This window comes from Streptomyces sp. 63XJN7_1_ISO-PGPR-S23-121, from assembly GCF_056173025.1.
This window is the reverse complement of sequence record NZ_CM149653.1, coordinates 5,064,345-5,085,018: the sequence shown is the minus strand read 5'-3', so window position 1 is coordinate 5,085,018 and position 20,674 is coordinate 5,064,345. Positions and strand designations below refer to the sequence as shown.

The following is a 20,674-nucleotide window of genomic DNA, read 5'->3' as shown; positions in this document are numbered from 1 at the left end:
GTGACAGATCAGCGTGTGGGTATCGCCACACCTCGGGCAGCCCGTCGTGCCGCTAGTGTCTGTCCACTGCCTACAAAACCCCGGAGGGCCCACCCATGGCTTTCGGCTGGATCGACGAGCAGGCCGGGGCGCGCCGCAGGGCCGGGCTCGTACGGACACTGCGGCCCCGCCCGGCCGACTCGCCGCTGCTGGACCTGGCGAGCAACGACTACCTCGGTCTGGCCCGGCACCCGGAGGTCGCCGAGGGCGCGGCGGAGGCCGCGCTGGCCTGGGGCGGCGGTGCGACCGGCTCCCGGCTCGTCACCGGGACGACCGAGCTGCACGCCGAACTCGAGCGCGAACTGGCCGCCTTCTGCGGCTTCGAGGCCGCGCTCGTCTTCTCCTCCGGCTACGCGGCCAACCTCGCCGCAGTGACCGCGCTGGCGCCGCACGGCTCCCTCGTCGTCTCCGACGCGGGCAACCACGCCTCGCTGATCGACGGCTGCCGGCTGGCCCGGGGCACGACCCACGTCGTGGCGCACGCCGGTCCGGACGCGGTGCGCAAGGCGCTGGCGACGCACGACGGGCCAGCCGTCGCCGTCTCCGACACGGTCTTCTCGGTGGACGGCGACGCGGCGCCGCTGGCCGCCCTCGCCGAGGCGTGCCGCGAGCACGGCGCCGGGCTGGTCCTCGACGACGCCCACGGCCTGGGCGTCCTCGGCGACGGCGGCCGGGGCGCCCCGCACGCGGCGGGACTCGCGGGCGCCGACGACGTCGTCGTGACGGTCACGCTGTCCAAGTCGCTCGGCAGTCAGGGCGGTGCCGTGCTCGGGCCCGCCCGGGTGATCGACCATCTGGTGAACGCCGCCCGGACGTTCATCTTCGACACCGGGCTCGCCCCCGCATCGACGGGCGCGGCCCTCGCGGCACTGCGGCTGCTGCGCCGTGAGCCCGGGCGGGCGGCGCGGGCGCGCGCGGTGGCGGCCGAGCTGCACGCACGCCTGATCGCCGAGGGTCTGGAGGCGGTACCCCCGGACGCCGCGGTGGTGTCGGTGCGCGCTCCCTCCCCGGAGGGGGCCGTGCGATGGGCGGCCGACTGCCGTGCGGCCGGCCTGTCCGTGGGCTGCTTCCGCCCTCCGTCCGTGCCCGACGGCATCTCACGGCTCAGGCTGACCGCTCGTGCGGACCTCTCCGGGGAACAGATCGAACGCGCTGTGCGAGTGATCGGCGACACGCGGCCATGAGTCGGCGTGGCACGGCCGTGCGTCGCGCGGGATCCGGCCGGATCAGTCCGGCCGGCCGCGGTGGACCGCGGCCGTGAACGACGCCCAGCTCCCGGGGGAGAAGAGCAGCGCGGGCCCGGCCGGGTCCTTGGAGTCGCGCACGGCGAGCAGTCCGGCCCAGGGGCCGGCCGACGGCCGTGCCGTCTCCACGCAGTTGTTGGCTCCGGTGCTGTAGCTGCTGCGCAGCCATCGCACACCGGTCAGATCGGTACTCGTGGGGGTGTTCCGAGGAAGTGCGGACATGGTGCCTCCTTACGCGCCGGCCGCTGTCGCGGCGATGTAGTCCAACGAGTCCTCGGGCGAAAGGGCATGGATCAGAAGGGCGTTGAAGGCCTCGGTGTAGGCCTCTAGGTCTTCTTTCCGTTCGAGGTGGAGGCTACTCGTCAAATGGTCGAGAACAACCACGTCGAGATCAGAAGTGCTCGGAAATGAGAAAATAACGAAAGGACCGGTGACACCGATGTGCGCCCCGGCGGAGAACGGGAGCACCTGCAGCCGGACATGGGGCAGTCGCGCGGCCTCCACCAGACGGGTCAGCTGCCGGGCCATCACGCCCGGCCCGCCCACCTCCCGGCGCAGCACCGCCTCGTCGAGGACCGCGTTCAGCTCGAGCGGCGGGTCGGCGCGCAGCACGTCCTGCCGGGCGAGACGGACCTCCACCAGCGTGTTCAGCCGGTTCTCCGGCTGCCCGTCCACCGCGGCCCGCGTCACCGCGCGGGCGTACTCCGGTGTCTGCAGCAGCCCGGGCACGACGGTCGTCTCCAGCGTCCGCATCGCGCTCGCCTGCGACTCAAGGCTGATGAAGTCCCGGTACGTCGGCGGCAGTACCCCGCGATAGGCGTGCCACCAGTGGTGCCGCCCGCTCGCGTCCTCGGAACCCGCCAGCACCACCAGCAACTCCCGCAGTTCCCCGTCGGCCACGCCGTAGGCGTCCAGGAGTAACCGCACGTCGGCGGGCTTGGCGCCGCTCGTCCCGGTCTCGATCCGGCTGACCTTCGACTGGTGCCAGCCCACCAGCCGGGCCGCCTCGCCGCTGGTGATCCCCGCCGACGTGCGCAGGGCACGCAGTTCCGCGCCCAGCTTTCGGCGACGCACCACCGGACCGTGCTGCATGGGCCACTCCTTTACTCCTCACGCGCCCTCCACATACGTTCTGCCGTCGCAGAGTTCACCGCTTCGAGCGACAGATATATGCATATCTCCGGGGTTCGCCGCTCTCCACCGGGTGGTGGTGGCAGTCTGGCGGCGAAGCACCAGTCCGGGACCGTACTCGAACCATCCGCTCCGTGTCGGACCTCGGTCGCGCGGGAAAGGGACGGCGTCGCCATGGCAGACCATCTGGAAGCATCCGTCACTCTGCCCAGCGATCCGGCCTCGGTGGCCGCCGCGCGCACCTATGCGGTGGGCACGCTGGCGGAGTGGGGGCTGCCCGCGGAGGCGGAGATGTCCGAGACCGTCCGCCTCATCGTCTCCGAACTGGCCACCAACGCGGTCCAGCACACGCTCGGGCAGTCGCCGACCTTCACGGTGGACCTCGTCCTCGACCGCGACGAACGGCTGTGCGTAGGCGTCACCGACAGCCACCCGCGCTTTCCCAAGCGGCTGCCGGCCGCCGTGCAGCAGGACAACGGCCGGGGCATGGTGATCATCCGGTGGCTGACGACGGAGTGCGGCGGCAGGCTGAGGGTGCGGCCCACGCGCCAGGGCGGCAAGACCGTGTCCATCGAACTGCCCTGGACGGCACCGGAACCTGCGGCGCCGGCCGATCCCGTCACGGTCTTGGGCCAACCCCGGAGCGAGGCCCTGGGCCGGCCGGGGCCACAGCGGTGAGGAGTCGACCGCACCCGGCGTGCGGCGGAACGCGTGCGACGGAACGGTGCGCCGGTCCGCGCGGGACCGTGTCTCGTCGCGGCGGTACGGCGGCTGTGAACGGCCCGGCGTGACGGGTGACCGCCGAGGCCCCTGTCGTGCGCCGCGGCACGCACCCGGGGGCGGTCACGGCGCGTCAGGGTCGCCGCCACCGCCCCCGGGGGATCACCTCACCCGGCCGTACCAGACGTTGCTCGTCCAGATCTTCTGCAGCCGCACCACGTCCCCGGTCTTCGGGGCGTGCCAGATCTTGCCCTTCCCGGCGTAGATGCCGACGTGGTAGACGTACCGGCCCGAGTGGAAGAACACGAGGTCTCCGGCCCTGCGGCTGCCGGCGGAGATGTGCCGGGTCTTGTTGTACTGCTGCGCGGCCGTCCGCGGCAGCTTCTTGCCGGCCTTCTTGAACGAGTACAGCGTCAGTCCGGAGCAGTCGAACCTGCGCGGACCGGTCGCTCCCCACGCGTAGGGGGCGCCCTTCTTGGAGGCCGCTATCCGCAAGGCCTTCGTGGCGTGGCCGGCCGCCGCGGCGTCGGAGGCGACGCCGGGAACCACGATGGAGCCGCCCACGGCGGCGATGGTCAGGGCCGAGGCCGTACCGGCACGGGCCATCATCGACGGGACACGATTGAGCGCAGTCATGCGCAACCCTTCGTCAGCCGCCTGTGAAGGATGACCTGTCGGATTCGGGCTGGCGAAGTTGCCCGGCCGCACGGGTGCGGCTTCACCCCAAGGGCCGCTCGGCCCGGCGCCTTCCTCGCGGAGGCGGCCGTTCCGGCGACCCGTCGTGCTCGGGTCCTCCACTCCTGCCGATGCACTCCTGTCGACCGGTCGTCCGGGCGGCGGCAGGACTCGGCGTCCGCCCGGACCGCCCCGCCGCTGTGGCGGGGGCTTGTCGTCAGTCATGGATCTTGTCGCATCGAAGTGGGAAAATCCCAACGGAACCGGGCCCTTGTGTGGTTACTCACCACTCACCCGTTCTGGTGGACATAAGGGTGTTCGATCCTCTTTCGAGAGTCATGACGACCCCGTGACCAGCGGCGGAATGACATGTTCCGCCATCCGGGAGTGCACATGGCGCAAGCCCGACGGACCGGGAATCCGGGGTGTTCCTACGCCGTAAGGGGGTACGCCGTTCGGCCGGTTTGGGCTCCGGTCCGGCGGAGGGCGTGCCGGACCCGGCTTCCGGGCCGTGGGGAACGGCCGTGCGCCGGGCGTGCCTTCGGGTGTGCGGAGTGCCGTCGGCGCCACGGGTAATCGGCCGGTCAAAAACCTCACCGCCACCTTCTCCCGGGGACTCGTCGACGCCCAGATCTTCGTGATCGACGTGGCGGGCGGCGACGACATCCCCCGCAAGGGCGGCCCCGGTGTCACCACCGCCGACCTGCTGGTCGTCAACAAGACCGAACTCGCCCCGTACGTCGGCTCCGACCTCGCCCGGATGGCCGCCGACGCCAAGGCGCAGCGCGGCGAACTGCCCGTCGTCCTGCAGTCGCTCAGGAGCGAGGCAGGCGTGCGGGAGGTCGCCGACCGGGTGCGCGCCCGGCTCGCCGCGTGGGCGGCATGACGGCGCCGGGCGGCGTCCGGGCCAGGGCCCGGATCCATGCCCGCGGCGACGGACGCGGCGGCACCAGTCTGCCCGTCCTGGAGGGTGAGGGCCCGCTCGCGGTGCGCCGCACCCGGGGGAGCGGGTCCGAGGCCCGGGTGCTGCGGGTCGGCGCGATGAGCGGGCCGCTCGGCGGCGACCTCTTCACGGTGTCGGCCGAGGCGGTGCGGGGCGCCCGGCTGCGGTTCGGCTCCGCGGCCGCCACCCTCGCGCTGCCGGGCCAGGACAAGGCGGAGGCGCGCTACGACGTCCGGCTCACCGTCGCCGACGATGCGGAACTGCACTGGCTGCCCGAGCAGTTGATCTCGGCGAGCGGCAGCGACCTGCGCGTGACCACGTGTGCCGACGTCGCGCCCACGGCCCGGCTCGTGCTGCGCGAGGAACAGGTGCTCGGGCGGTCCGGTGAGGAACCGGGGCGGCTCATCAGCCGTCTTGCCGTACGGATCGCGGGCCGTCCGGTCCTCGACCAGGAGCTGTCCTGCGGTCCGGGTGCCCCGGGCGGCTGGGACGGACCCGCGGGACTGGCCGGTCACCGGGCCGTGGGCCAGGCCGTCGTCGTCCGGCCCTCGTTCGCGACCGAGCCACCGGCCGCCCGCCCGGCCGGGGAGGGCGCGGCCGTCATGCCGCTCGCCGGACCGGCGGTGCTGGTGAGCGCCGTGGCACCGGACGCGCTGCGGCTGCGGCGGCTGCTGGACGAGGCGCTGGCCTCGCTGGACTGAGCCGGCACCGGCCCTCGGACACACTTCTCCGTTTATCGGATTGGCAAAGAAGTGGCGCCACCCCTGTTCTCAGGGAACGCACAGCCGCGAGGATCCCCGTACTTGTCGACATCATGTACGGGGAGGGCCACTTGAGGAAGAGCAGGCTGCACCGGAGAGCCGCGGCGATCGGCTCGGCCGGAGCACTCGTCACCGCCACGCTGATAGCCGGCGCCGTCACGGCACCGGTGGCCAGCGCCAGTCCGGCCACCGGCCGGGGGCACGAGCGGGGCGGGGACCGCGAAGCCCGCGGTGCCGCCGTCGCCGCGGCCCGCGCCGCGCAGGCCGGCATCGACTGGCAGGACTGCCCCGCCGACTGGAACCTGCCGAAGCCGATCCAGTGCGGTTTCGTCACCGTGCCGGTCGACTACGCCAAGCCGTACGGCAAGCAGATCGAGCTCGCCGTCGACCGCATCGGCAACACCGGCACCGCGTCCGAGCGCCAGGGCGCGCTCATCTACAACCCGGGCGGCCCCGGCGGCTCCGGCCTGCGCTTCCCGGCCCGCGTCACCAGCAAGAACGCGGTGTGGGCCAACACCGCCAAGGCCTACGACTTCGTCGGCTTCGACCCGCGCGGTGTCGGCAGGTCCGCGCCCATCTCCTGCGTCGACCCGCAGGAGTTCGTCAAGGCGCCCAAGCTGGACCCGGTGCCGCGCTCCGAGGCCGACAAGCGCGTCCAGCGCAAGCTCGCCGCCGAGTACGCCGAGGGCTGCTTCGAGCGCAGCGGCGACATGCTGCCGCACATGACCACGCCGAACACCGCGCGCGACCTGGACGTCATCCGCGCCGCGCTCGGCGAGAAGAAGCTCAACTACCTGGGCGTCTCCTACGGCACCTACCTCGGTGCCGTCTACGGCACCCTCTTCCCGGGCCACGTGCGCCGGATGGTCGTCGACAGCGTCGTCAACCCCTCCCGCGACAAGATCTGGTACCAGGCCAACCTGGACCAGGACGTCGCCTTCGAGGGCCGCTGGAAGGACTGGCAGGACTGGGTCGCCAAGAACGACGCGACCTACCACCTCGGGGACACCCGCGCCGAGGTCCAGGAGCAGTGGCTCAAGGTGCGTGCCACCGCCGAGAAGGCTCCCCTCGGTGGCGTCGTCGGCCCGGCCGAGCTGATCTCCTTCTTCCAGAGCGCCCCGTACTACGACTCCGCGTGGGCCCCCACGGCGGCGATCTTCAGCAAGTACGTCGCCGGTGACACCCAGGCCCTCGTCGACGCCGCCGCCCCGGACCTGTCCGACACCGTGGGCAACGCGTCCTCGGAGAACGGCAACGCCGTCTACACGGCGGTCGAGTGCACGGACGCCAAGTGGCCCACCAACTGGCGCACCTGGGACCGGGACAACACCCGGCTGCACCGCGACCACCCGTTCATGACCTGGGCCAACGCGTGGATGAACCTGCCGTGCGCCACTTGGCCGGTCAAGCAGCAGACCCCGCTGAACGTGAAGACCGGCAAGGGCCTTCCGCCCGTGCTGATCGTCCAGTCCGAGCGTGACGCGGCCACCCCGTACGAAGGCGCCGTCGAACTGCACCAGCGGTTCAAGGGCTCCCGCCTGATCACCGAGCGGGACGCCGGCTCCCACGGTGTCACCGGCCTGGTCAACTCCTGCATCAACGACCGGGTGGACGCCTACCTGCTCACCGGCAAGCTGGACGGCCGGGACGTGACCTGCGCCCCGCACGCCACGCCCAAGGCGTAACCGGCGCGGAAGGAACACGGGGGGCGGCCGGTTCTGACCGGCCGCCCCCTCTTCCGGTTCCCGGGGGCAGCGTCAGAGCGGCCGCGCCGCCAGCCAGGCGTCCTCGGCCGCGTAGTCGAAGAGCTCACCGTAGTTCTGGGCCATCTTCGGGAAAGCCTCCCGCCAGTCCCGTCCGGCGAGCCGCTCCTCGAGCCAGGCGACCGTGTCCGGCAGGGTCTCGGCGTAGCGGACCACCGGCCGGTAGCCCAACTGCCGCTCCGCCGCCGTCATGCCGCACACGACCGGCGCGGGCACGGACCACGGCGTGTCACCCAGACCCTCCACGGGCGGCGGACCGTCCACCAGGACGTCCTCGGTCCGCACACCCATCACCGCGTCGATCGCCGCCGCGATCTCCGCCACCGTGGGCGCGTCCGGATCCACGGCGTTGAGCACGCGCGTGCCCGGCCGCGCGGCGGCCAGCCGGATCAGCTCGGCGACGGTGTGCACGCTCGCCGGATGGAAACGGCTCGTGCCGCCGTACGCGAGCACGCGCCGGCGCCTGCCGTCGAGGTTGCGCTTGACGAAGTACAGCTCGCGCGGGGTCCGGCAGTGCGGTCCGTGGATCGCGCCCGCCCGCAGCAGCGTGGCCGGCAGCAGGTCCCCGGCGGCGAGGAGTTCACGCTCCAGTGCCGCCTTGCGGGTGGAGTACGAGGTGTCGCCCGGCCGGACCGTGCGCTGCTCCTCGGTGACCGGGACCGGGTACTCCGGGAAGCCGCCGGGCTCCGCCTGCGTGTCGAAGTTGCGGCCCTTCGCGTCCTCGTAGACCGACACGCTGGAGATCACCACCGCCGAGCCGACGCGCCCGGCGAGCGAGACCAGCTGCCGGGCGTGCCCGGCCCCGAAGGCCACCATGTCCACCAGGACGTCGCAGCCGTCACCGACGGCCGCGGACAGCGCCGCGTCGTCCTCCCGGTCGGCCCGCACGGCCCGTACGTCCCCGGGCCAGTCCGCGTCCCGGCCGCCGCCGCGCGAGACGGCCGTCACCTCCCAGCCGTCGCGGGCCAGCGCCCCCACGGCCACCCGTCCGATCTGGCCCGTCGCTCCGATCACCACAGCTCGTGTCATACGAGGACCGTAGGCGCCCGCCCGTCCGCCGGGCCATGTCCTTCTGCCCAGGGCAGACGGCGAGCGCCCGGGGCCCGCCGTCCGGATCAGGCCGGGTCGCGGGGCGTGGCACGCACCCCGCCCGGGCCGGCCGCGACGCACCGTCCCCCTCGGCCGGCCTCATCCGGACGGCGGACCCTAGCGGTGCGGACGCCGGGGGAACCGCCGGGCCTTCGCCGCCCTCTCCGCCTCCTCGGCCTTGACGTCGGCCGCGTAGCGGTCGACGTACTCCTGCTCGGACAGCGACAGGATGGCGTGCATGATCTCGTCGGTCACCGCGCGCAGCACGGCCTTCTCCCGCTCCAGGCCCGCATAGCGGGAGAAGTCCAGCGGCTCGCCGAAACGGATCACCACGGGGTGCAGCTTCGGGATCTTCCGGCCGGGCGGCTGCGCCTCGAAGGTGCCGATCATCGCGCACGGCACGACCGGCACCCCGGCCCTGAGCGCCATCACCGCGACACCGACCTTGCCCTTGTAGAGCCGGCCGTCGTGCGAGCGGGTGCCCTCCGGGTAGATGCCCAGCAGCTCACCCCTGGACAGCACGCCGAGCCCCTCGCGGATCGCGGCCTGGCCCGCATCCTTGCCGGATCGGTCCACCGGGATCTGCCCCGCGCTGCGGAAGAAGAACGCGGTCAGCCGGCCCTTGACGCCGGGGCCGGTGAAGTACTCGGCCTTGGCCAGGAAGGTGATGCGGCGCCTGAGCACGGCGGGCATCAGGAAATGGTCGGAGAACGACAGGTGGTTGCCGGCGACGATGGCCGCGCCCGAGTCCGGCACATGGTCCAGCCCCTCGATCCGGGGGCGGAAGAGCAGCCTCAGCAGCGGGCCGAGCAGTACGTACTTGAGCACGTAGTAGAACATGGTTCGCCCTCTCACCCGGATCGACGCTGACCCCATGCTGGGTCACCTGACTGCCCATCACCAAGAGGCATCCCCCGAAAACCCGGGGAGACGGCCGACCGGGCAGGACGTCGGCGCGTCCGGCGACAGTACAGGCGCCTCTCCACGTTGATCCGCCGGAACCCGAGCAGTCTTTCCCCGAGAAAGTTCAGTCTTTGTCCTTGACGAGTCGAAAGTGGGAGCCCTAGCGTCCAACCGACTCACTCCGCACGGGTCTTCACCCGTACACCTCAAAGGAGTTCCGAGTGCGCAACAGACGGATCGTCACCCTGATGGGGGCAGCGGTGCTGGCCGGGACCGCCGGGCTCCTGACCGTCCCCACGGTGCAAGCCGCCCCGTCGGACCCGGCGCCGCCGGCGGCGTCGGCCTTCCAGAAGGTCACCCTCAACGACCGTCCGGGCGAGCCCATGGCCCTCGCCGTCCTGCCCGACCGGCGGGTACTGCACACCGCGCGCACCGGCGAGGTGCGGATCAACGACCCCGAGAGCGGCGTCAACTTCCTCGCCGCCGACATGAAGAAGAGCCCCGCCGGGCTCTACCAGCACGACGAGGAGGGCGTGCAGGGCATCGCGATCGACCCCGACTTCGGCAAGAACAAGTGGGTCTACCTGTACTACTCGCCCCGCCTGGACACCCCCATGGACGACCCGGCCACGCCGGGCGTCAACGAGGGCGACGCGCCGGAGTACGGGACGGCCGCCGACTTCGCCAAGTACAAGGGCGTCACGCGGCTGTCCCGGTTCAAGCTCGAGGGCAACAAGCTCGACTTCGCCACCGAGCAGAAGATCCTCGACGTGCCGGCCGACCGCGGCATCTGCTGCCACGTCGGCGGCAAGATCGACTTCGACGGCAAGGGCAACCTGTTCCTGTCGACCGGCGACGACTCCAACCCGTTCGCCTCGGACGGCTACGCCCCGCTCGACGACCGCCCCGACCGCAACCCGGCCTACGACGCCCGGCGCACCGCGGGCAACACCAACGACCTGCGCGGCAAGGTCCTGCGCATCAAGGTCAAGAAGAACGGCGGGTACACGGTCCCGGGCGGCAACCTCTTCAGGCCCGGCACGCCCAAGACCCGCCCCGAGATCTACGCCATGGGCCTGCGCAACCCGTTCCGGTTCGCGGTGGACGACAGGACCGGCGAGGTCTACGTCGGCGACTACTCGCCCGACGCCAACACGGCCAACCCCGACCGCGGCCCCGCCGGCCACGGCCGCTGGACGGTCATCGACCGCCCCGCCAACTACGGCTGGCCGTTCTGCGTGACCCAGGACATGCCGTACCAGGACTACGACTTCGCCACCAAGAAGTCGAGCGGCGCCTTCGACTGCGCCAAGCCGGTCAACGACTCCCGCCACAACACCGGCCGCACCGAGCTGCCGCCGGTCACCGACGCGGAGATCGTCTACGGCTACGGCGCCTCCGAGGACTTCCCGGAGCTCGGCACGGGCGGCATCGCCCCCATGGGCGGCCCGGCGTACCGCTACGACAAGCGGAACAAGGCCGAGAACCGCTGGCCCGCGTACTTCGACGGCAAGCCGCTCTTCTACGAGTGGACCCGCGACCAGATGCTCGCCCTCACGCTCGGCAGGAAGAACGAGGTCACCAGGATCGAGAACGCGCTCCCGTCGATCACGACGGACGGCCCGATCGACGCCGAGTTCGGCCCGGACGGCGCGCTGTACGTCCTGGAGTACGGCACCGGGTACTTCGCGGAGCTGCCCGAGGCCCAGCTCTCCCGCATCGACTTCACGCGGGGCAACCGCACCCCGGAGCCCAAGGCCGCCGCGGACGTGGCCAACGGCACCAGCCCGCTGACGGTCCGGTTCTCCAGCGCCGGCACCAAGGACGCCGACGGTGACGCCCTCAGCTACGCCTGGGACTTCGACGCCGACGGCGTCGTGGACTCCAGGGAGGCCAACCCGACGCACACCTTCACCGAGAACGCCGTCTTCGACGCCACGCTGAAGGTCACCGACAGCACCGGCCGCTCGGCCGCCGCCTCGGTCCCGGTCGTCGTCGGCAACAAGGCGCCGGTCGTCTCCCTCACCACCGACCCCGCGCCGCACGGCGGCACGGCGTTCCACTGGGGTGACACGGTCACCTGGGAGGTCACCGTCACCGACGACCAGCCGGTGGACTGCTCGCGGGTCAGCGTCTCGTTCATCCTCGGCCACGACACGCACGGCCACCCGCTGTCCTCGAGCACCGGCTGCTCCGGATCCTTCACCACGTTCGTGGACGGCGGCCACGCCGGAGCGGACAACCTGAAGGCGGTGTTCAACGCCTCCTACACGGACTCTCCCCCGGAGGGCCTGCCGTCCCTCTCGGGCAGCGCCGAGGTCGCGCTGACACCGGCCGGCTGACCGGCCCGGAGACACGGTGACGGGGCGCCACCCTCGGGGGTGGCGCCCCGTCACCGTACCCGTGGCTCCGCCGGGGCCGCCGGGTCGCTCAGAACTTCGGCGTCGGCGCCTGCGCCTCCACCATCTCCGCCGCTTCCTCCTCGGTCTGCACCGAGGGCGGCGAGCCGGCGAGCGGCTGCTGCGCCGTCTCCTTCATGCAGGCCACCGCCACCACACCGACCAGGGCCGCGGCCATCGCGTAGTAGGCGGGCATCATGTCGGACCCGGTCACGCCGATCAGGGCGGTGATGACCAGCGGTGTCGTGCCGCCGAACAGGGACGTCGACAGGTTGTAGCCGACCGACAGGGAACCGTAGCGGACGTCGGTGGGGAACATCGCCGGGAGCGCCGCCGACATCGTGCCGAGCAGACAGACCAGGGACAGGCCGAGCAGCAGCATGCCGCCCGAGACGGCGAGCAGACTGCCGTCGCGCACCAGCACGAAGGACGGGACGGACAGCACGAAGAACCCCGTCATGCCGGCCATGAGCACGGGCTTGCGGCCGAAGCGGTCGGAGAGCCGACCCACCTGGTTGATGATCAGCATCAGCACCACCATCGTGGCCACCAGGATCAGCAGACCGTGGCTTTCGCTGTAGTCCAGCTCGTCCGACAGGTACGTCGGCATGTACGACAGCAGCATGTAGTCGGTGATGTTGTACGCGCCGACCAGGGCGATGCACAGCACCAGCGGACGCCAGTGCGTACGGAAGATCCTGGCGAGGTCGCCCCGGGCGGTGGTCTCCACCGCGTTCGCCGCCTCGGAGATGTGGACGTTGGAGTCCTCCAGCTTGAGGAAGGCGGGCGTGTCGTCCAGCCTCATCCGCAGGTAGATGCCGACGATGCCGAGCGGGGCGGCCAGCAGGAACGGGATGCGCCAGGCCCAGGCGTCCATGGCGTCGCTGCCGAGCCAGGCGGTGAGGGCGGTGACGAGACCGGCGGCGCCGGTGTACCCGGCGAGCGTGCCCAGCTCCAGGAAGCTGCCGAAGAAACCGCGCCGCTTGTCGGGCGCGTACTCGGCGATGAAGGTGGACGCGCCGCCGTACTCGCCGCCGGTCGAGAAGCCCTGGAGCAGGCGGAACAGGATCAGCAGGAGCGGCGACCAGAAGCCGATCGCGTCGTAGCTGGGGATGAGCCCGATGGCGGCGGTGCCGATCGCCATGAGGATCATCGTCAGCGCGAGCACCTTCTTGCGGCCGATCTTGTCACCCATCGGGCCGAAGACCATGCCGCCGAGCGGGCGCACCAGGAACGCCACCGCGAAGGTGGCGAACGAGGACAGCAGCTGTGCGGTGTCGCTCCCGGACGGGAAGAACACCCGGCCGATGGTGCCCGCCAGATAGGCGTAGATGCCGAAGTCGAACCACTCCATGGCGTTGCCCAGCGAGGCCGCCTTCACGGCTCTCTTGACCGCGGCCTCGTCCGTGACGGTGATGTCCGACCTGCGCAGCCGCGGGTTCTGCCGGCGTCTGATGGCCCGGAACAGCGCCGGATGCCGGCGGATCGCCGCGACGTCGGGTTCCTGGCCGTTGTCGTTGGGGGACGTGGCGGCCTCCCTTTCCACGCGCAGCCACTCCGGGGGAGCGCTGCTCGGTCGTACGTTTCTCGGGTCGTACCGTTCCCCCGATCATGCTGGGTATGGTCGTGACTTCGGTCATGCGGTTGCGCCGATGAGGTGAGCGGCCGCGACGACTACCCTTCGCACCATGCGGATCTCCGTCTCCTCCGACATGGACGAACCCGTGGCCGGCCTCCTGGTCGAGGAGCTGCGCGGACGCGGTCACGAGGTGCTCACGTACGGCGCGCTGCGCTCCGGGGAGGACCCGCGGTGGGCGGCGTGCTCGGAGCGTGCCGCGCGCGACGTCGCCGCCGGCACGGCCGACCAGGCGGTGGTGTGCTGCTGGACCGGCACGGGCGCCTCGATCGCGGCGAACAAGGTCCCCGGCGTACGGGCGGCCCTGTGCACCGACGCGTACACGGCGGACGGGGCACGGCGCTGGAACGACGCCAACGTGCTCGCCCTCAGCCTGCGGCTCACCTCCGCGCCGCTGCTGAGGGAGATCCTCGACGCCTGGTTCGCGGCCGCGGCGAGCACGGACACCGAGGACCTGGAGAACGTGGAACGGGTGGAGCGGCTCGACCGGGGCCGGGCCGCTCCCTGACGGACGTCCTCAGGAGGTCAGGACCTTCTCCAGCGTCCCGAGCGCGCCGCGCAGCTCCTCGGCGGTGACGGTCAGCGGCGGCGCCAGGCGGATCGTGGAGCCGTGGGTGTCCTTGACCAGGACGCCCTCGCGCATCAGCCGCTCACTGATCTCGCGGCCGGTGCCGAGCGCCGGGTCCACGTCCACGCCCGCCCACAGTCCCCGCGCCCGGAAACCGACGACGCCCCTGCCGACCAGCGCCTCCAGCCCCGAGCGCAGCACCGTGCCCAGCTCGGCCGCCCGGCGCTGGAACTCGCCGGTCTCCAGCAGCTCCACCACCGCCGTGCCGACCGCGGCGGCCAGCGGGTTGCCGCCGAAGGTCGAACCGTGCTCGCCCGGGTGCAGCACACCGAGCACCTCCCGGCGGCCGACCACCGCCGACACGGGCACGATGCCGCCGCCCAGCGCCTTGCCCAGCAGCACCACGTCCGGGACGACCGACTCGTGCTCGACGGCGAGGGTGTGCCCGGTACGGCCCAGGCCGGACTGGATCTCGTCCGCGACGAACAGGCAGCCCGCCCGCCGGGTCAGCTCCCGCACCCCCGCCAGATAGCCGTCGTCCGGGATGTTGACGCCGGCCTCGCCCTGGATCGGCTCGATCAGCACGGCCGCCGTCGTCCCGTCGACCGCCGCCTCCAGGGCCGCCAGGTCGTTGTACGGCACGATCCGGAAGCCGGGAGTGAAGGGACCGAAGCCCGAGCGTGCCGTCTCGTCCGTCGAGAAGCTCACGATCGTCGTCGTACGGCCGTGGAAGTTGTCCGCCGCCACCACGATCGTGGCCCGGTCGGCCGGGACGCCCTTCACGTCGTACGCCCACTTGCGGGCCACCTTGATGCCGCTCTCCACCGCCTCCGCGCCGGTGTTCATCGGCAGCACCATGTCCGTGCCGGTCAGGGCGGCCAGCCTCTCGGCGAACCCCGCGAGCCGGTCGTTGTGGAAGGCGCGCGAGGTCAGCGTCAGCCGGTCCAGCTGGCGGTGCGCGGCCTCGATCAGCGCCGGGTGGCGGTGACCGAAGTTGAGCGCCGAGTAGCCGGCCAGCATGTCCAGGTAGCGGCGGCCCTCCACGTCCTCCACCCAGGCACCCTCGGCGCGGGCCACGACCACGGGCAGCGGGTGGTAGTTGTGGGCGAGGACGGGCTCCTCCGCGCGGATGAGCTCCTCGGAGCCGCGGGTACGGGCGGGTGCGGTCATGAACGGGTCTCCCGGATCTCCTGGGTGCAGCACTTGATGCCGCCACCGGCCTTGTGGAACTCGGACAGGTCTACGGGGACGGGGACGTAACCGAGGTCCGCCAGCCGCTCGGCGAGTTCCCGGGCCCCCGGCGAGACGAACACGTGCCGCCCGTCGGACACGGAGTTGAGCCCGAACGCCATGGCGTCCTCACGGGTGGCGAGGACCGCGTCCGGATAGAGCCGCTCCAGCACCTCACGGCTGCCGGGCGAGAACGCCCCGGGGTAGTAGACGATGTTCCCGTCACCTCCCTCGTGGCCGTCGTCGAGGACGAACAGGGCCGTGTCCAGATGGTAGAAGTACGGGTCCACCAGCGTCAGCGACACCACCGGCCGCCCGAAGTACTCCTGCACCTCGCGGTGCGCCTCGGGGGTGGTGCGGAAGCCGGTGCCGGCCAGGATCCAGCGGCCCACCGGCACGAGGTCGCCCTCGCCCTCGCAGACCGCCTCGGGGAGGTGGACGTCGAAGCCGGCGCCCTTGAACCACGTCTCGTAGGGCACGGACTCGGGGCGGCGCTCCGGGGCGTGGAACAGCGAGCCGAAGACCCGGCCCCCCACCACGAGGGCGGCGTTCGCCGCGAACACCATGTCGGGCAGCCCGGGGACCGGCGTCACGGTGTCCACGGTGTGCCCGTGGCGCCGGTAGGAGTCGACGAGCGCACGCCACTGGGTCAGCGCACGGCCCACGTGGACGGGCTCCCCGGAGCACATCCACGGGTTGATCGCGTACTGCACGGCGAAGTGTCTGGGTTCGCAGACGAGGAAGCGCCGCCGGCGCGGCACACGGGAGTCGGACACAGAGGGGTTCCTCCGCTTCCTAACTGATGGTGACTGCGGGATGACTCCACGGTAGGAAGCGATGCCGACGGGCGACAAGCGACGAGAGCTGCGTGTCCGCGCACGAACGCTGCGTCCTCGGGCCGGTCAGCGCACGTCTGCTGCGCCCTCCGGCGCGGGGTGGTTCGCCCCGGCCTCCGGACTGTCCGGCAGCAGGTGCGACAGCACCATCACACTGATCGTCTTGCGGATGAACGGCTCCGCCCGGATCCGCTCCAGCACCTCCTCGAAGTGCTCCACGTCCCGCGCCCGCACGTGCAGCAGCGCGTCCGCCCCGCCGGTCACCGTCATCGCCGCCGTGATCTCCGGGTAGCCCCGCACGACCTCCGCCAGCCGCCTCGGCGGGGCCGCCCCCTCGCAGTACACCTCCACGTACGCCTCGGTGCGCCAGCCCAGCGCGGACGGCCGCACCGTCGCCGTGAACCCCGTGATCACACCGGTCTCGCGCAGCCGGTCCACCCGGCGCTTGACCGCCGTCGCGGACAGCCCGACCCCCGCGCCGATCTCCGCGAAGGACGTCCTGGCGTTCGCCATCAGGGCGGTGACGATCTTCCGGTCGAGCTCGTCGAAGGGCGAGGGCCTGCTGTTCATGCCCGCACTGTAGCCAGCCATGTCCAGACGTCCGGATAACACCTACACTCCACCTTCATGCTGCGCGCCCTCGCCGTCGACGACGAACGCCCCTCGCTGGAGGAACTGCTCTACCTGCTCAACGCCGATCCGCGGATCGGCAGCGTGGAGGGCGCCGGCGACGCCACCGAGGCGCTGCGCCGCATCAACCGGGCCCTGCAGTCCGGCCCGCACGGTCCCGAGGCCGTCGACGTCGTCTTCCTCGACATCCAGATGCCCGGCCTCGACGGACTGGACCTCGCCCGGCTGCTGACCGGCTTCGCCCGGCCGCCGCTGGTCGTGTTCGTCACCGCGCACGAGGACTTCGCCGTGCAGGCCTTCGACCTCAAGGCCGTCGACTACGTCCTCAAACCCGTCCGCACGGAACGGCTGGCCGAGGCGGTCCGCCGCGTCGTCGAGCAGCGCGCCAACGCCACCGCCGCCCCCCGCATACCCGTGCACGAGCCGGACCCCGGCCACATCCCCGTCGAGCTCGGCGGCGTCACCCGGTTCGTGGCCGTCGACGACATCACCCACGTGGAGGCCCAGGGCGACTACGCCCGCCTGCACACCGACAAGGGCAGCCACCTCGTCCGCATCCCCCTGTCCACCCTGGAGGAGCGCTGGCGCGCCCGCGGCTTCGTCCGCATCCACCGCCGCCACCTGGTCGCCCTGCGCCACATCGGCGAGCTCCGTCTGGACGCCGGAACCGTGAGCGTCCTGGTCGGTGCCGAGGAACTCCAGGTCAGCCGGCGGCACGCCCGCGAACTGCGGGACCTGCTCATGCGGAGGCCGTGAGACGTGCCCCAGGACCCCGCCGAGCGCCGCGTCACCGTCACCGGCCCGCCCCGGCGCACCCTGCGGGCCTCCGGCTACTACCGCCCGCGCACCGAGATCGACGAGCAGACCACCCTCGGCCACACCTACGTCCGCTCCCTCATGCGCAGCCAGCTGCGGGCCGGCCTCACCGTGTTCGCCGTGCTCGGTCTGCTCGTCGGCCCGCTGCCGCTGCTGTTCGCGGTGATGCCCGCCGCCCGCCGCCTCGAATGGGCCGTCCTCGGCTTCGGGCTGTACGCCCCGCTCGTCCTCCTCGCCCGCTGGTACGTCCGCCGCGCCGAGCGCAACGAGCGCGACTTCGTCCGCCTCGTCGAGGACCGATGACCCACCGATGAACCCGAACTACGCGATACCCGCCGTCGCCCTCGTCGCCGTCGCCACCGTCCTGGTCGGCGCGTTCGGCCTGCGCATCTCCCGCACCACCTCCGACTTCTACGTCGCCTCCCGCACCGTCGGCCCCCGCCTGAACGCCGCCGCCATCAGCGGCGAGTACCTCTCCGCCGCGTCCTTCCTCGGCATCGCCGGCCTGGTCCTCGTCCAGGGCTCCGACATGCTCTGGTACCCGGTCGGCTACACCGCCGGCTACCTGGTCCTGCTGCTGTTCGTGGCCGCCCCGCTGCGCCGCTCCGGCGCCTACACCCTGCCCGACTTCGCCGAGGCCCGGCTCGCCTCCCAGGCGGTACGGCGGCTGGCGGGCGCCTTCGTCGTCGGCGTCGGCTGGCTGTACCTGCTGCCCCAGCTCCAGGGCGCCGGACTGACACTGACCGTGCTGACCGGCGCGCCCGACTGGCTCGGCGGAGTCGTCGTCGCGGTCGTCGTCATCGCCATCGTCGCCGCCGGCGGCATGCGCAGCATCACCTTCGTGCAGGCCTTCCAGTACTGGCTGAAGCTCACCGCCCTGCTCGTCCCCGCGCTCTTCCTGGTCCTGGCCTGGCAGGGCGACGGCGCGCCCGGCCGGGCCTTCGAGGAACCGGCCGCCTTCCGCGAGCAGCGGTCCGTCCGGGTCGGCGACACCCTCACCCTCGACCTCGACCGGCCGCTCGCCGTCACCGTCGACGGCACCGTGGACGGCCGCACCCTCGACGGCGTCCCGGTCGAGCTCCCCGCCGGCACCCACCGCGTCGGGGCCGGCACCCGTCTCACCTTCGCCGAGGGCGCACCGGTCCCCGCCGCCGGACGCGGCGCCGACGACGCCCTGTCCCCGTCACGGGCCGAGAGCCGCACGGAGCGCCCGCTGTACGCGACGTACGGGCTGATCCTCGCCACCTTCCTGGGCACCATGGGCCTGCCGCACGTCGTGGTCCGCTTCTACACCAGCCCGCACGGCGTCGCCGCCCGCCGCACCACCGTCGCCGTCCTCGGCCTGATCGGCGCCTTCTACCTGCTGCCGCCCGTCTACGGCGCCCTCGGCCGCCTCTACGCCCCCGAGCTGACCCTCACCGGCGACGCCGACGCCGCCGTCCTGCTCCTGCCGGACCGGGTGATCGGGGGAGTGGGCGGCGACCTGCTCGGCGCCCTGGTCGCGGGCGGCGCGTTCGCCGCGTTCCTGTCCACCGCGTCCGGGCTCACCATGGCCGTCGCGGGCGTCCTCACCCAGGATGTGCTCCCGTCCCGGGGCGTACCGCACTTCCGGCTCGGCACGGTCCTCGCGATGGCCGTCCCGCTGGCGGCGAGCGCCCTGGTCGGCGGGCTTCCGGTCGCCGACGCCGTCGGCCTCGCCTTCGCCGTGTCCGCCTCCTCGTTCTGCCCGCTGCTGGTCCTCGGCATCTGGTGGCGGCGGCTGACCCCGCCCGGCGCGGCGGCCGGGATGCTGGTGGGCGGCGGCTCCGCGCTGCTCGCCGTCGCCGCGACCATGGGCGGCTTCCCGGGCGGCGGCGGTGCCCTGCACGCGCTGCTGGCCTGGCCCGCCCCGTGGTCGGTGCCGCTGGGCTTCCTCACCATGGTCCTGGTCTCCCTGGCCACCCCGGGCCGGGTGCCGGCCGGGACCGCGGCGATCCTGGCCCGCTTCCACCTGCCGGAGGAGCTGGGCACCGGGGAGCTGCGCACCGAGGAACGGCGCGCGGACGAGTTGCGCAGGGAGGTGACGTCGTGAGCGGCTTCCTGGCGGGCCTGGTCGTCGCCGTGCTGCCGCTGCTGGCCGCGGGCTTCTGGCTGGGGCGGCGCACGGCCCGGCCGCAGAACCTCGACGGACTCGGCACCCCGGTCGAGCACGCCACCTTCCAGACCCTGCACACCGCCTCCCTCGCGACCCCGCCCCTGCGCGCCGGACTCACCGAGGAGACCGCCCGCAAGTCGGCCCGCAAGCTGCGCGCCCTGCTCGGCACCGACGCGCTGTGCCTGGCGGACCACAAGGAGGTCCTGGTCTGGGACGGCGTGGGCGCCCACCACCGCGCCGAGATCATGGAGCGCCTCGCCGGTCCCCTGGAGACCGGCCGGGGCGAGGCCTTCCCCCTCACCTGCGACACCCCCGACTGCGCGGTGCGCTGGGCGGTCGTCGCGCCGCTCACCGTCGACGACCGGGTGCACGGCGCCCTCGTCGCCTGCGCGCCCCGCGAGTCCGCCGTCCTGGTCCGGGCGGCGGGGGAGGTGGCGCGCTGGGTGTCGGTCCAGCTGGAGCTGGCCGACCTCGACCAGTCCCGCACCCGGCTCATCGAGGCCGAGATCAAGGCGCTGCGGGCCCAGATCTCGCCGCACTTCATCTTCAACTCGCTCGCGGTGATCGCGTCCTTCGTGCGCACCGACCCCGAGCGCGCCCGCGAGCTGCTCCTCGAGTTCGCCGACTTCACCCGCTACTCGTTCCGCCGGCACGGCGACTTCACCACCCTCGCCGACGAGCTGCACGCCATCGACCACTACCTGGCACTCGTGCGGGCACGCTTCGGCGACCGCCTCGCCGTCACCCTCCAGGTGGCCCCCGAGGTGCTGCCGGTGGCCCTGCCCTTCCTCTGCCTCCAGCCGCTCGTCGAGAACGCCGTCAAGCACGGCCTGGAGGGCCAGGCCGTGTCCTCGGGCACGTGCCACATCCAGATCACCGCGCAGGACGCGGGCGCCGAGGCCCTGGTCGTCATCGAGGACGACGGCGCCGGAATGGACCCCGGTCTGCTGCGCCGCATCCTCGCGCGCGAGGTCAGCCCGTCGGGCGGCATCGGCCTGTCCAACGTCGACGACCGGCTGAGGCAGGTCTACGGCGACGACCACGGCCTCGTCATCGAGACCGCGGTCGGGGCAGGCATGAAGATCACCGCCCGGCTGCCCAAGTACCAGCCGGGCGTCCACTCGGCCCGCCGGCTCGGCCGCGAATGAGGTCGGCCG

The 20,674-nt window shown here is 72.4% G+C and carries 19 protein-coding genes and 1 pseudogene; 11 read left to right on the top strand and 9 right to left on the bottom strand.

The annotated features are described in order from the left end of the window. Nucleotides 1-95 precede the first annotated feature (95 nt). On the top strand, nucleotides 96-1,223 hold the full coding sequence (locus AC0VYN_RS22515; protein WP_475532425.1) for an 8-amino-7-oxononanoate synthase: 1,128 nt from the start codon (nucleotides 96-98) through the stop codon (nucleotides 1,221-1,223). A 42-nt stretch (nucleotides 1,224-1,265) separates the two neighbouring features. Here AC0VYN_RS22515 and AC0VYN_RS22510 read toward each other — a convergent pair whose 3' ends face one another. After that, the gene (locus AC0VYN_RS22510; RefSeq protein ID WP_451628112.1) at nucleotides 1,266-1,505 is read right to left on the bottom strand and encodes a DUF397 domain-containing protein; all 240 of its coding nucleotides are present in this window, start codon (nucleotides 1,503-1,505) and stop codon (nucleotides 1,266-1,268) included. 9 nt (nucleotides 1,506-1,514) lie between these two features. Further along, nucleotides 1,515-2,375: a helix-turn-helix domain-containing protein gene (locus tag AC0VYN_RS22505; protein ID WP_385459404.1), complete on the bottom strand. Its 861-nt coding sequence runs from the start codon at nucleotides 2,373-2,375 to the stop codon at nucleotides 1,515-1,517. 213 nt (nucleotides 2,376-2,588) lie between these two features. On the opposite strand from AC0VYN_RS22505, the gene AC0VYN_RS22500 reads away from it, so the two are divergent. After that, nucleotides 2,589-3,092, top strand: a complete 504-nt coding sequence (locus tag AC0VYN_RS22500) for an ATP-binding protein (RefSeq protein ID WP_475532424.1) — start codon at nucleotides 2,589-2,591, stop codon at nucleotides 3,090-3,092. Between the two features lie 204 nt (nucleotides 3,093-3,296). Here AC0VYN_RS22500 and AC0VYN_RS22495 read toward each other — a convergent pair whose 3' ends face one another. Next, nucleotides 3,297-3,770 (bottom strand): C40 family peptidase, encoded by a 474-nt coding sequence (locus AC0VYN_RS22495; RefSeq protein ID WP_475532423.1) that lies wholly within the window; start codon nucleotides 3,768-3,770, stop codon nucleotides 3,297-3,299. A gap of 628 nt (nucleotides 3,771-4,398) precedes the next feature. On the opposite strand from AC0VYN_RS22495, the pseudogene AC0VYN_RS22490 reads away from it, so the two are divergent. The 3 genes and pseudogenes from AC0VYN_RS22490 to AC0VYN_RS22480 form a co-directional block, all read left to right on the top strand. Further along, a pseudogene (locus AC0VYN_RS22490) lies at nucleotides 4,399-4,695 on the top strand (GTP-binding protein); the annotation flags it as partial. Beyond that, nucleotides 4,692-5,453: an urease accessory protein UreD gene (locus AC0VYN_RS22485; protein ID WP_475532422.1), complete on the top strand. Its 762-nt coding sequence runs from the start codon at nucleotides 4,692-4,694 to the stop codon at nucleotides 5,451-5,453. The pseudogene AC0VYN_RS22490 and the gene AC0VYN_RS22485, both read left to right, overlap by 4 nt. A gap of 131 nt (nucleotides 5,454-5,584) precedes the next feature. After that, complete coding sequence (locus AC0VYN_RS22480) at nucleotides 5,585-7,198, top strand: alpha/beta hydrolase (RefSeq protein WP_475532421.1); 1,614 nt, start codon at nucleotides 5,585-5,587, stop codon at nucleotides 7,196-7,198. Nucleotides 7,199-7,270: 72 nt separating this feature from the next. Here AC0VYN_RS22480 and AC0VYN_RS22475 read toward each other — a convergent pair whose 3' ends face one another. Together AC0VYN_RS22475 and AC0VYN_RS22470 are read right to left on the bottom strand one after the other, a co-directional pair. Beyond that, nucleotides 7,271-8,305 (bottom strand): NAD-dependent epimerase/dehydratase family protein, encoded by a 1,035-nt coding sequence (locus tag AC0VYN_RS22475; RefSeq protein ID WP_475532420.1) that lies wholly within the window; start codon nucleotides 8,303-8,305, stop codon nucleotides 7,271-7,273. 177 nt (nucleotides 8,306-8,482) lie between these two features. Further along, nucleotides 8,483-9,205, bottom strand: coding sequence for a lysophospholipid acyltransferase family protein (locus tag AC0VYN_RS22470; RefSeq protein WP_475532419.1), 723 nt, complete (start codon nucleotides 9,203-9,205; stop codon nucleotides 8,483-8,485). Nucleotides 9,206-9,489: 284 nt separating this feature from the next. Here AC0VYN_RS22470 and AC0VYN_RS22465 point away from each other — a divergent pair, with 284 nt between their 5' ends. After that, complete coding sequence (locus AC0VYN_RS22465) at nucleotides 9,490-11,610, top strand: PQQ-dependent sugar dehydrogenase (protein WP_475532418.1); 2,121 nt, start codon at nucleotides 9,490-9,492, stop codon at nucleotides 11,608-11,610. 88 nt (nucleotides 11,611-11,698) lie between these two features. Here the strand turns inward: AC0VYN_RS22465 and AC0VYN_RS22460 are convergent, their stop codons facing one another. Then, entirely contained in the window at nucleotides 11,699-13,213 is a 1,515-nt protein-coding gene (locus AC0VYN_RS22460; protein ID WP_475532417.1) for an MFS transporter, read from the bottom strand. Between the two features lie 142 nt (nucleotides 13,214-13,355). On the opposite strand from AC0VYN_RS22460, the gene AC0VYN_RS22455 reads away from it, so the two are divergent. Continuing rightward, entirely contained in the window at nucleotides 13,356-13,811 is a 456-nt protein-coding gene (locus AC0VYN_RS22455; RefSeq protein WP_475532416.1) for an RpiB/LacA/LacB family sugar-phosphate isomerase, read from the top strand. Nucleotides 13,812-13,820: 9 nt separating this feature from the next. Here the strand turns inward: AC0VYN_RS22455 and rocD are convergent, their stop codons facing one another. The 3 genes from rocD to AC0VYN_RS22440 all read right to left on the bottom strand — a co-directional run bounded on the left by rocD (nucleotide 13,821) and on the right by AC0VYN_RS22440 (nucleotide 16,507). Then, on the bottom strand, nucleotides 13,821-15,041 hold the full coding sequence (rocD, locus tag AC0VYN_RS22450; protein ID WP_386921578.1) for an ornithine--oxo-acid transaminase: 1,221 nt from the start codon (nucleotides 15,039-15,041) through the stop codon (nucleotides 13,821-13,823). Further along, nucleotides 15,038-15,877 (bottom strand): dimethylargininase, encoded by an 840-nt coding sequence (gene ddaH, locus AC0VYN_RS22445; RefSeq protein ID WP_475532415.1) that lies wholly within the window; start codon nucleotides 15,875-15,877, stop codon nucleotides 15,038-15,040. The genes rocD and ddaH overlap by 4 nt, the downstream gene beginning before the upstream one ends. 126 nt (nucleotides 15,878-16,003) lie before the next feature. Then, the gene (locus tag AC0VYN_RS22440) at nucleotides 16,004-16,507 is read right to left on the bottom strand and encodes an Lrp/AsnC family transcriptional regulator (RefSeq protein ID WP_451690697.1); all 504 of its coding nucleotides are present in this window, start codon (nucleotides 16,505-16,507) and stop codon (nucleotides 16,004-16,006) included. 57 nt (nucleotides 16,508-16,564) lie between these two features. Between AC0VYN_RS22440 and AC0VYN_RS22435 the strand changes: the two genes are divergently transcribed. From AC0VYN_RS22435 to AC0VYN_RS22420, 4 genes are read left to right on the top strand one after another with little or no spacing between them, the layout of a single operon-like run. Then, nucleotides 16,565-17,323 (top strand): LytR/AlgR family response regulator transcription factor, encoded by a 759-nt coding sequence (locus tag AC0VYN_RS22435; RefSeq protein ID WP_475532414.1) that lies wholly within the window; start codon nucleotides 16,565-16,567, stop codon nucleotides 17,321-17,323. Nucleotides 17,324-17,326: 3 nt separating this feature from the next. Further along, nucleotides 17,327-17,686 (top strand): hypothetical protein, encoded by a 360-nt coding sequence (locus tag AC0VYN_RS22430; RefSeq protein ID WP_475532413.1) that lies wholly within the window; start codon nucleotides 17,327-17,329, stop codon nucleotides 17,684-17,686. A 7-nt stretch (nucleotides 17,687-17,693) separates the two neighbouring features. After that, nucleotides 17,694-19,454 (top strand): sodium/solute symporter, encoded by a 1,761-nt coding sequence (locus tag AC0VYN_RS22425; protein WP_475532412.1) that lies wholly within the window; start codon nucleotides 17,694-17,696, stop codon nucleotides 19,452-19,454. Then, on the top strand, nucleotides 19,451-20,665 hold the full coding sequence (locus AC0VYN_RS22420) for a sensor histidine kinase (protein WP_385466219.1): 1,215 nt from the start codon (nucleotides 19,451-19,453) through the stop codon (nucleotides 20,663-20,665). Before AC0VYN_RS22425 ends, AC0VYN_RS22420 begins: the two co-directional genes overlap by 4 nt. Nucleotides 20,666-20,674: the final 9 nt, after the last annotated feature.